Source organism: Bacteroides sp. 3_1_23 (assembly GCF_000162555.1).
GTDB lineage: Bacteria > Bacteroidota > Bacteroidia > Bacteroidales > Bacteroidaceae > Bacteroides > Bacteroides ovatus.
On sequence record NZ_GG774949.1, the window covers coordinates 2,588,428 to 2,599,684 of the forward strand.

General features: G+C 39.6%; 8 protein-coding genes, 2 tRNA genes and 2 pseudogenes. 4 read left to right on the plus strand and 8 right to left on the minus strand.

Going from position 1 to position 11,257, the window contains the following annotated elements; all coding sequences use genetic code 11:
* Window position 1 precedes the first annotated feature (1 nt).
* Both hisH and purU read right to left on the minus strand, forming a co-directional pair.
* Entirely contained in the window at window positions 2–592 is a 591-nt protein-coding gene (gene hisH / locus HMPREF9010_RS14085) for an imidazole glycerol phosphate synthase subunit HisH (protein ID WP_004297048.1), read from the minus strand.
* Window positions 592–1,449, minus strand: coding sequence for a formyltetrahydrofolate deformylase (purU, locus tag HMPREF9010_RS14080; RefSeq protein ID WP_004297049.1), 858 nt, complete (start codon window positions 1,447–1,449; stop codon window positions 592–594). The genes hisH and purU overlap by 1 nt, the downstream gene beginning before the upstream one ends.
* 442 nt (window positions 1,450–1,891) lie before the next feature.
* Between purU and HMPREF9010_RS14075 the strand changes: the two genes are divergently transcribed.
* Together HMPREF9010_RS14075 and HMPREF9010_RS14070 are read left to right on the plus strand one after the other, a co-directional pair.
* Window positions 1,892–1,965: transfer RNA gene (locus HMPREF9010_RS14075), tRNA-Asp, on the plus strand.
* A 54-nt stretch (window positions 1,966–2,019) separates the two neighbouring features.
* A tRNA-Asp gene (locus HMPREF9010_RS14070) sits at window positions 2,020–2,093 on the plus strand.
* Between the two features lie 217 nt (window positions 2,094–2,310).
* Here the strand turns inward: HMPREF9010_RS14070 and HMPREF9010_RS14065 are convergent.
* The 6 genes and pseudogenes from HMPREF9010_RS14065 to HMPREF9010_RS14045 all read right to left on the minus strand — a co-directional run.
* Entirely contained in the window at window positions 2,311–2,733 is a 423-nt protein-coding gene (locus HMPREF9010_RS14065; protein ID WP_004311505.1) for a GNAT family N-acetyltransferase, read from the minus strand.
* A 64-nt stretch (window positions 2,734–2,797) separates the two neighbouring features.
* A complete protein-coding gene (locus HMPREF9010_RS14060; RefSeq protein ID WP_004311506.1) occupies window positions 2,798–3,376 on the minus strand; it encodes a Crp/Fnr family transcriptional regulator in 579 nt (192 codons plus the stop codon).
* Between the two features lie 105 nt (window positions 3,377–3,481).
* Entirely contained in the window at window positions 3,482–4,045 is a 564-nt protein-coding gene (locus HMPREF9010_RS14055) for a flavodoxin (protein WP_008648607.1), read from the minus strand.
* A 98-nt stretch (window positions 4,046–4,143) separates the two neighbouring features.
* Window positions 4,144–4,218, minus strand: a pseudogene (locus HMPREF9010_RS26565) (sugar O-acetyltransferase); the annotation flags it as partial.
* Between the two features lie 55 nt (window positions 4,219–4,273).
* Complete coding sequence (locus HMPREF9010_RS14050; protein WP_004304034.1) at window positions 4,274–5,101, minus strand: carboxymuconolactone decarboxylase family protein; 828 nt, start codon at window positions 5,099–5,101, stop codon at window positions 4,274–4,276.
* Window positions 5,102–5,112: 11 nt separating this feature from the next.
* Window positions 5,113–5,481, minus strand: a pseudogene (locus HMPREF9010_RS14045) (putative quinol monooxygenase); the annotation flags it as partial.
* Between the two features lie 831 nt (window positions 5,482–6,312).
* Here HMPREF9010_RS14045 and HMPREF9010_RS14040 point away from each other — a divergent pair.
* Together HMPREF9010_RS14040 and HMPREF9010_RS14035 are read left to right on the plus strand one after the other, a co-directional pair.
* The gene (locus tag HMPREF9010_RS14040; RefSeq protein WP_004311436.1) at window positions 6,313–10,524 is read left to right on the plus strand and encodes an acyl-CoA dehydratase activase; all 4,212 of its coding nucleotides are present in this window, start codon (window positions 6,313–6,315) and stop codon (window positions 10,522–10,524) included.
* Between the two features lie 4 nt (window positions 10,525–10,528).
* A complete protein-coding gene (locus tag HMPREF9010_RS14035) occupies window positions 10,529–11,149 on the plus strand; it encodes a TetR/AcrR family transcriptional regulator (protein ID WP_004304037.1) in 621 nt (206 codons plus the stop codon).
* Window positions 11,150–11,257: the final 108 nt, after the last annotated feature.

The following is an 11,257-nucleotide window of genomic DNA, read 5'->3' on the forward strand; positions in this document are numbered from 1 at the left end:
CTTAGAGGTTTAAAAAGTTTGTCAGAATCTTCTCTCCTGTCTTACCACTTTTTTCCGGATGGAACTGGGTAGCATAAAAGTTATCTTTATGGAGCGCAGCACTGAACGGGTGAATATAGTCAGTTGTAGCAGCAGTAAAGTCGCAGGTCGGCACATAGAAGCTATGCACAAAATAGACAAACTCTTCTTCGGTGAACCCTTCAAACAATTTGCTATTCGTTTTTCCAATGGTGTTCCATCCCATGTGCGGCACTTTATCCTCATGTTTCTGCGGGACAAAACGTTTCACATCCACATCAAAGATATTCAAACAATCGACTTCTCCTTCTTCGGAATGCCGGCACATCAACTGCATGCCGAGACAAATTCCAAATACAGGCTGACGGAGATTCTTAATCAGTTCGTCCAGTCCCGTTGCCTTCAAGTGGTTCATGGTAGTTTCCGCCTCTCCCACTCCGGGAAAAATAACTTTATCGGCCGATTGGAGTTCTTCTTTATCAGCAGTAATCACCGCTTCTACCCCCAACCGCTTTAAAGCATAATCCACAGAACGAATATTGCCGGCATTGTATTTTACAACTGCTACTTTCATCAGCTAAATATTACTGTTTTATTTTTATAAGCCAAAACTTTGCGCTCGATGTGCTTCTGCACTGCACGCGAAAGAACGATTTTTTCCAAATCCTTTCCTTTATTTACGAGGTCTTCAATAGCATCTTTATGAGTAATGCGCACTACATCCTGTTCAATAATCGGTCCGGCATCCAGCTCTGTCGTTACATAATGACTAGTTGCACCAATAATTTTCACCCCTCTCTGGAAAGCTGCGTGATAAGGCTTCGCCCCTACAAACGCAGGAAGGAAAGAATGATGAATATTGATAATCTTATTCGGATAAGCATTAATCATCTGTTCGGAGATCACCTGCATATAGCGTGCCAATACAATAAATGTAATCTTATGTTTGGCAAGCAATTCCATCTCTTTGCGCTCCTGTTCTTCTTTCGTCTCCTTGGTGATAGGGAACAGATAGAAAGGAATTCCGAAACGTTCTGCCACGTGCTGCAAATCCGGATGATTACTTATAATAAGAGGTATCTCTACATTCCACTCTCCTGCCGTATACCGGGCTAACATATCGAAAAGACAGTGTGACAGCTTGGATACGAAAATAGCCATACGTGGTTTTACATCAGAGAAATAAAGACGAAAATCCATTTCATATTTTTGCCCGTAGAGTGTTCTGAAATAATCTTCAATTTTTTCCTGTGGAACCAGAAAATCTTTCAGTTCCCATTCAATACGCATGAAGAAGATGTTCTCTACATGATCTACATACTGATCCAAATAGATAATATTTCCTTTGTTTACCGTAATAAAGTCTGTCACTTCCGCTAGGATTCCCGGTTTGTCGGGACAGTGCAATAACAGTTTGGCTGTTGTCATCATTCTTTCTACTAATTAACGATTCTAGGCAGATTATTTTCTACCTTTCTAATTTTAGTCCGCAAAAATAACGATTTATTGCAAAATTACGAATTATTCAAGCAGAAAGTTGATATAAAAACGGTGATTTCTTACAGATAGAAAGATATCGAGAGTTATTTTCAATGAAAAGAATGACAAACTTTAGGATAGTGACGCCATTGCCTTCGGATAGTGACGGTATTCCATCGTGATAGCGTCACTATAACGATCAGATACCGTCACTATCCGAAGAGAAGAAAAACGAATATTTTTTTTCATTACAAAAGTACTCAAAATGAGACACTAAGCATTTTTCTTGTTTTTTCTTGAAAAAAACTTTTCTCAAAACGCTTGCAGGTTTACAAAAAACAACTACCTTTGCACCCGCAATCGAGAGAGATGCAGATTAATAAATTGAAATTCTGGTGCGTTAGTTCAGTTGGTTAGAATACATGCCTGTCACGCATGGGGTCACGGGTTCGAGTCCCGTACGCACCGCTTCTTTCACTAAGAAGCAGAGAGAAATATAAATGAGTTAATCCAATTAAATTTGGTGCGTTAGTTCAGTTGGTTAGAATACATGCCTGTCACGCATGGGGTCACGGGTTCGAGTCCCGTACGCACCGCGAAAGCAAATAGTAAATTAAAGCAAAGCTCTGAAATTCAAGAAATTCAGAGCTTTTTTCTTTTTCTTCACTTCATTTAAAACAGAGTTTAAGTAGGCGATAGATGTGCCCATTCAAACTCTACAATGATTTTTTAACCAATCATTTTATTCAAATGTAACATTCATCTTCAATTAAAGGTACCTATACTAAGCATCTGTTTATAATTGAACAGAGACTACAACTGCATGTGTAAAATAGGATATTCCTTACCTTCTCCGTCCAAATTCGACCTTTTATATATGTTAAAACCCATATATTCATAAAAACCGACAGCTTGAACATTTTGCTCATTCACATCAACTTTAGTTACTTGCAAATTATCTATGGCATAAGTTATTAATTTTTTTCCGATTCCTGCGCCTCGATACTTATTGTCAATAAATAACATTTCAAGATTTCCTTCTGCAATTCCCATAAATCCGATTAAGATTCCCTCTTGTTCAAATCCGAATAGATTAACATACTGAAAATATACCGGAAGTCGTTCCTTATAATATAGAAAATCTTCCTCTTTAAGAAAATCATGTGTACTCAATACTGCACTTTCCCAAATTTCCATCAAACGTGGATAATCCGTAACTTTAATTTTTCTAATCATACTTGTAATTGCAATTTAAAGCCGCAAAGTTCGTTACTTATACATTCAAAACACTGAACCCAAGTTAAAAAATACGTTTACGGATTCTGCTTAGTGCTTGCTGTGTGATACCCAAATAAGAAGCTATATCTTTTAATGGTATATAGTTTAATGTAATACCATATTCTTCCATCATCTGTAGATAATACTGTTCAGGAGAATATTTAATCAAGTCGATATTTCTTTTCAAAAGTTTATTCAACAATATAGCATTTAAATCTTCAAATACAGTTTTTACTTTAGGGATAGCGGTATATAGTTCATTTACTTGCTTCTTGTCTATTCGGTAAATAACACTATCTACAATTGTTTGCACATTAAATGCAGACCTAGTTTGTAATGTAAAAGATATGTTTGACATTGAAAATGTACCCTCTTTACAAAACCAGAAAGTTTGTTCTTCCCCGTTATGATTTAAAAGCCAACAACGTAATATTCCATCAAAAACGAAATAACTATACCTCTCTGTTTCTCCTTCCTTAATCAAAAATGTACCTTTACTAACTAATATTCGTTCAAAATATTGGTCGAATAACTTAAACTCCTCCCAATTAAAAATATTAGTACTAAAATTAAATTCTTTAAGTAGTTTTTCTAAAAGCATAATCTAAATATGATTCGTAATATACTTACTCATTTAATATATTCACTATTACTTCCGCCCTATTTAACTTCTCATATTTAGTGAATATATTTTCAGTAGCCATTTTTATATTACTCCTTTCGCCCAGTCTCCGGCCTGCTTGACACTTCCGTTCAACAATCGGCTTTCTCCCCATACGATTTTTGGATAAAGTTTCTTGAGTTGTTTTACACTATTAGTTATTGAGCTTCCTCCGGAAGTAGCAAATGGAATAACGGTTTTACCGGAGAAATCATATTTCTCAAGGAATGTATTGACCGGACGCGGACATAAATTCCACCATATCGGGTAACCAAGGAATATCACGTCGTAATCTTTCAGATTAAGCGCTTCTCCCCCCAATTCTGGACGTGAATTTTCAGTCGTCATTTCAATTGAACTACGGCTACTCTTGTTGTTCCAGTCGAGATCTGCCGAGGTATAGGCTGTAGCGGGAGTTATCTGATAAAGTTTGCCGCCAACCGTTTTTGCAATGGCATCGGCGGCTTTTTCTGTAGTTCCAGTACAAGAGAAATAGGCAACCAGGATTTTCTTATCGGACTGTACATTAGTATCCGCTGTCTGATTCTGCGCTTTTGATGAGCAGCAAAAGCAAAGGAGACTCATAAATATGAATATAATCTGTTTCATTTTATTTTGATTTTAAATATTTCTTATCATTAATTAGTTTAGACATTATCACGATGGAGTAACCCCACAGGCGTTTTCATTCTTCCATTACTTTGATAATTGCCCATATCGTCCATCAAACGATGTATTTCTTCTGTATTAAGCGCTTTGCGCGTCTTTACATATTCCTTAAAATTCCTCGGTAGTCATATTATTTCCTTTCAAAAGATAAAGCAGGATTAGCAAAAATCATCGTTTAGTCTGTTCGAGTTTGTTATACTCGTCATCTGTGACCGGCTCAAGCCACTCATTGGAAGTGTTTTCACCGGAAACTTCGAAAGCCAGATGAGCAAACCAACTGTCGGCAGCAGCTCCGTGCCAGTGTTTCACATTGGCAGGAATATGGATAACCGTACCAGGCAGAATCTCTACCGCCGGTTTACCTTCTTCCTGATACCAGCCTCGACCGGCTACACCGATAAGCATCTGTCCGCCACCTTTCGTTGCACGGTGAATATGCCAGTTATTGCGGCAACGTGGTTCAAAAGTAACGTTAGAGATATTCACCTGCTCGCGCGAAACCGGAGCAAGATAACTGTTACCAATAAAATACTGTGCATAGGCTGTATTGGGTTCGCCAATAGGGAAAATCATCTCACGCTGGAAAGCTGTTTTGGCATCCTCACCAACAATATCTTCAGACCATACTCCTTTTGCCAAATTGAACGCTGCCCACGCTTTCGGCCAACCTGCATAGAAACCTATATGAGTGATAATCTCTGCGATCTCCGTGCGGGTGATGCCGTTCTTCTTCGCCGACTGAAGATGATAAACGAGCGAATTGTCCGTGATTCCCATACTGATAAGGGAGGTAATGGTTACTAAACTGCGGTCACGCAGACCGAGTTTGTCAGTGCGGCTCCAAACTTCTCCAAAGAGAACATCGTCATTAAGTTCCGCAAACTTGGGGGCAAACGTTCCTAACTGGTCGCGTCCTGCCGTCTGTACTATCTTTTCTTGTGCCATAACATTGAGTGTTAAAATACTAAATACTGAAAATAAAAGGAGTTTATTCATAATCATTTCGTTTATTGAATGAAGTTATTAATGCAATTTGCGGGGTTAAGCGGCATTTGGTCAGAGAGTACGAGAGTCTTAACCATGTGCAGCGTTCCTTGCTTGTACTTTTGAAAATGCTCCGATGCAATATGAGATTTATAAGCCTCCTGACTCGCGTAAGTTTCAAGAATAGTTATCCTGCCAGGATTCTCTTTTTCGCTGACGGCATACATAGTCAGCACTCCCGGTTCAGTACGCAAGGAGACTTCACCCACTTCGGTCGCATATTTCATATATTCTTCAAGATACTCCGGATAAACCTCGATTTTCGATAGCCGCACAATACCGTCAGCCGCCATAGGTAATTTGGCGCACATACCAGGCTGCTGTTTTATATCCTTTTTCCCTGTCATACTGCATGATAACATAACGAATAAAGACAAAACACTTAGAATTGTTTTTATCATCATCTTCTATCTTTTCATTGTTAAACTTCTGATTGCAAATTTACTGCGATAAAACGAATGGAATTGTATATCAATTACGGATTTTTGTACCCAAATCCCCGATTCTGTAATAAAGCCGAATAAAAATCAGATATTAGAAGTAAAGTTATTCATCTGTTTTGAGACCGATAAGCTACTTTTCTCATCAGACTCTTGACAAATGACTTTTTATGTTGTATCTTTGAGAAAAGAAAAAGTATAAACAACATGAAAATAGAAAGAAATAATCATACATAAATCATAAATAACCTGGTATTTTACAATACCACTCCTATACGATATGGGGCAATAGTCGAATGATTATTGCCCCATTTTGTTTATAATTCAGCTTAAAATCTCTCGTCTGATCCTAGAACTGTTCTACAATAGTTTATAATAAACTCGAATACCGTTTTACTAAAACTATCAAAAAGTTTATTATAAACAGAATCCGGGTTTATTAAAAGCCACGTTACCTTTTGTCAAAAATAGAGTAAACAAGATTTCTAAGATTCACCATAAAAGATCTACTACAACCCAACAAGTAATATAAATACACAATTATTCATTTACGTCTTTTTTTACACGATCGTTTTCCTCCCTCACATTCCATCTTTCTTTTTTCCCAATTCGTTAATTAAATCAAAAACTTCAATTACGATTTGCCGTATCTACCATATTTTTACATACATTTGCGTCTGACACAGATGTCAAACACGAGGTCTAATTTAAGATATTTGGTATATGAATGTATATAAAGTGGGTTTAGATATAGGCTCTACTACCACTAAGATGGTAGTATTGGATAAAGATGGAACTACAGTCTTGTTTTCCGGATACAAAAGGCATCAGGCAAAAATACAAGAATGTTTACTCGGATTTCTTTATCAAATAAAGGAACAGTTGGGTGATATTCCTTTATCTTTCCACATTACGGGCTCTGTTGGAATGGGAATTTCAGAGAAATGCTCTCTGCCGTTTGTGCAAGAGGTTGTAGCTGCAACAAACTATGTGTGCCGGGAGCATCCGCACACAGCCACTATGATCGATATTGGAGGAGAAGATGCGAAAGTTGTTTTCTTTCAGGACGGACAGGCTACAGACCTGCGCATGAATGGAAATTGCGCCGGCGGAACCGGGGCTTTCATTGACCAGATGGCTATTCTGCTTGGAGTCTCCATCGACGAATTGAATGAACTAGCACTTCGTTCCAATCAGGTATACTCTATCGCTTCACGCTGCGGAGTATTCTGCAAAACGGACATACAGAATCTGATAGCCAAAAATATATCTAAAGAAAATATAGCAGCTTCCATTTTCCATGCAGTAGCCGTACAGACCACTGTCACACTTGCACGCGGTTGCAATATCGTAGCTCCGGTATTACTCTGCGGTGGCCCATTGACTTTTATTCCGGCCCTTCGAAAAGCATTTGCCAACTATCTGAATCTGTCACAAGATACAGATTTCATATTACCGGAAAAAGGAAATCTGATCCCTGCCTGGGGAGCAGCATTGGCAGAGAACAATGAAGAAAGTATTCATCTCTCCAACCTGATACAGGTAATAGAAAACAAACTAAGTGTTACCTCACCTTTCCAGAGTGATCTTTCTCCTATATTCGACAGTGAGGAAGAATATCGGTCATGGAAAAAAGAAAAAGACCAGTATAAAATTCAATATGCCAGTCTGCGTCCCGGATTACAGGAAGCAACTATCGGCATAGACTCCGGCTCTACTACCACCAAAATCGTAGTACTCGACAACAATCATCGTATCCTTTACTCCTATTATCACGACAACAACGGAAACCCTATAAAAACAGTAGAGAACGGCTTGCAGAAACTATATGAAGAATGCCGGAGACGAGGAACTACCCTGCGCATAAAAGGAGGATGTTCTACCGGTTACGGAGAAGATCTGATAAAAGCGGCTTTCCACATGGATGCGGGAATCATTGAAACCATCGCTCATTATGCTGCTGCCAAACATATCAGCAAAGAAGTTTCTTTTATCCTGGATATTGGAGGGCAGGATATGAAAGCCATCTTTGTGAACGACGGAGTAATCAACAGAATCGAAATCAATGAAGCCTGTTCCTCCGGTTGCGGTTCTTTTATCAGCACATTTGCGCAATCGCTGGATTACAGTGTGGAGGACTTTGCCAAAGCAGCTTGTTTTTCGCAAGCACCATGTGATCTGGGTACACGTTGCACAGTCTTCATGAACTCCAAAGTAAAACAGGTACTTCGGGAAGGAGCGTCCGTAGCGGATATAGCTGCCGGATTATCTTATTCCGTTGTTAAAAACTGCCTGTATAAGGTTCTGCAATTAAAAGACACGGAGATACTTGGCGACCATATTGTCGTGCAGGGAGGAACCATGCGTAATGATTCCATCGTACGAAGTCTGGAAAAGCTGACCGGGAAACAAACCTTCCGCAGTAACTGTCCTGAATTGATGGGTGCTCTTGGTTGTGCCCTATATGCCAAACAAATCGAAAATGCCCGGGTGACGGAGCTGAACGAGATGCTCCAATGGGCGCAATATACTTCCAAGCAACTTCAATGCCGGGGGTGCGAGAACCAGTGCGCCATTATGCGATATACGTTCAACAATGACAACCATTACTTCTCCGGCAACCGATGTGAAAAGGTATTTTCCAATAAAGGAAGCCATGCGGACAAAGGCATCAATACGTATGATAAAAAGCTGGAATTATTATTCGACCGGAGCGCAGACATTCCACAACCCCTATTTACCATAGGCATTCCACGTATTCTGAATATGTATGAGGAATACCCTTTCTGGCATACCTTATTTACTGCTTGCGGCATTCAGGTACAGTTGTCGGCCCCCTCTACATTCAGCAAATACGAGACTGCTGCCGGCATGGTGATGTCTGATAACATCTGCTTCCCTGCCAAACTTGTGCACAGTCATATCCGTAACCTGACACTGCAAAACGTCAACCGGATATTTATGCCGTTCGTTGTTTTCGAGAAAAAGGATAAGCAACAGCAAAACAGCTATAATTGCCCCATCGTTTCCGGTTATTCGGAAGTCATCAAAAGTGTACAGGAAGAGAATATACCGATAGATGCTCCGACTATCACCTTCAAAGATGAAGCATTGCTGTATAAACAATGCTATGAATATCTGAAATCTTTGGGTATCAGGGATGAGGTATGCAAAAATGCCTTCTCACGCGCATTACAGGAACAATATGCTTTCGAAGAAAAAATTGCTGCCTATAATCAGGAAGTTCTGAACGAGGGACGGGAAAAACACAAACTGATTATCTTACTCGCCGGACGCCCTTACCATAGCGATCCACTGATACAGCACAAGGTTTCGGACATGATTGCTGCGATGGGAGTTTATGTGATAACTGATGATATTGTCCGCCAGCAGGAGATTTCATTGGAAAAGACTCATTACCTCTCTCAATGGGCATTTACCAACCGTATTCTGAAAGCAACCAAGTGGGCGGCAATGCAAGAGGGTGACATACAATATATGCAGATGACTTCTTTTGGCTGCGGTCCGGATGCTTTCCTTATAGATGAAGTACGTAACTTGCTGAAACGATACGGCAAGAATCTTACTTTGCTCAAGATAGACGATGTTAATAATATCGGCTCCATCAAATTACGAGTCCGCTCGTTGGTGGAAAGCTTGAATTTCAGTTTGAAACATTCTCAAGCGAAAGATCCCGAGCCATTTGTTTCAACTGCTCCTTTCACCAAGAAAGACAAAAAGAAGAAAATCCTCGCTCCATTCTTTACGCCTTTCATTTCACCACTCATTCCATCCATCATGAAAGTGGCCGGATATGAAATGGAAACGTTACCGTTGAGCGACACCGCATCTTGCGACTGGGGATTGAAATACTCCAATAATGAGGTATGTTATCCGGCAACATTGATTGTCGGCGACATAGTAAAAGCCTTTAAAAGCGGACGTTATGATCCTGCCAATACGTGCGTTGCCATCACACAAACCGGTGGACAATGTCGTGCCAGCAACTATATTTCACTGATAAAAAAGGCATTGATTGAGAATGGATACACCAATACACCGGTGGTATCACTTGCTTTCGGCAGTGGTATTGAAAATGAGCAATCCGGTTTTAAAGTAAACTGGCTCAAGGTTTTGCCAATCATACTTGCGTCTGTGTTATACAGTGATTGTATCGCTAAATTCTATTATGCAGCCGTCGTTCGTGAGAAAGAACGGGGACAGGCCGCCCGTCTGCGCGATCTTTATCTGGATACAGCACAGCCCATCATCCAGAAAAATAAACCGGAGGACTTGTTGAGTTACTTATATCTCGCTGCCAGAGACTTCAACAAAATCTGTGAACAGAGATCCTGTCACAAAGTAGGTATTGTTGGAGAAATATTCCTGAAGTTCAACCCTTTTGCTCAAAAGGACGTCACCTCATGGCTCATCAACCAGAAGATCGAAGTGATTCCGCCACTGATAAGTGATTTCTTCATGCAGGGATTTGTCAACCTGAAAGTGAGACAGAACCAACACTTGCAGCGAAAACTCACTCCCGACTTTGTTATCGACTGGTTATACAAGAAAGTCCAGAAGCAGATTAATAAAGTGAATGAAATCGGCAAAAATTTCAATTACTTCACGCCGTTCGAATCAATCTTTGAAAAGGCAGAAAAAGCTAAACAAGTCATCTCCCCGGGCACCCAGTTTGGAGAGGGTTGGCTGATATCCGGTGAAATACTATCCTTTGCTTCCCAAGGAGTCAATCATGTCATTAGCTTGCAACCTTTCGGATGCATTGCCAATCACATTGTAGAAAAAGGAATAGAAAAACGTATAAAATCGCTGTGCCCTCAAATGAATATACTATCTTTAGACTTTGACAGTAGCGTCAGCGATGTGAACATAACAAACAGATTATTACTTTTTATTGACAACATAAACAACTAAAATTATGGCTACAACGGAACATAGCGATTTAGAGCAGCAAATAATAAAAACTGCCCAACAACTTTTTATAGAAAAAGGATTTGTGGAGACCAGCATGAGTGATATTGCTGCAACGGTAGGAATCAACCGGCCCACTTTACATTATTATTTCAGAACCAAAGATAAGATGTTCAAAGCCGTGTTCGGCTCGATAGTCATGTCTTTAATGCCGAAAATACAGGATATAGTAAAACAGGATATCCCATTTATGGAGCGACTAAGCATGATTCTGGATGAGTATATTGAGCTTTTCACAAGTAATCCCTGTCTTCCCAGATTCATTTGCGGAGAAATACAGCGTGATGTAAACCACTTGCTTGCCACTGCAAAAGAACTTCAGTTCGGAGATGCTTTATCCCAAGTGAAAGACAGTATACTGACAGCAATGGAAGACGGTAAACTTAAAAAGGTTCCGATACATATTGTATTTCTGACTGTCTACAGCCTATTGAGCTATCCATTTCTTGCCAAGAACCTGATAGTATCTTTATTCTTGGAAGATGAAGCCGCTTTTGCTGACTTCCTGCAAGAATGGAAACAAAACATCATCAACCAATTGCAGAACTTATTGTGTTATGAGGAATAGTATAGATACTATATAAGGAGGTGTGTCATAATGAATAATAAAACGCAGATTAACGCAAATTATCGCAGATTATTCCAATTATATTGATATATTAATCAACGACTTATA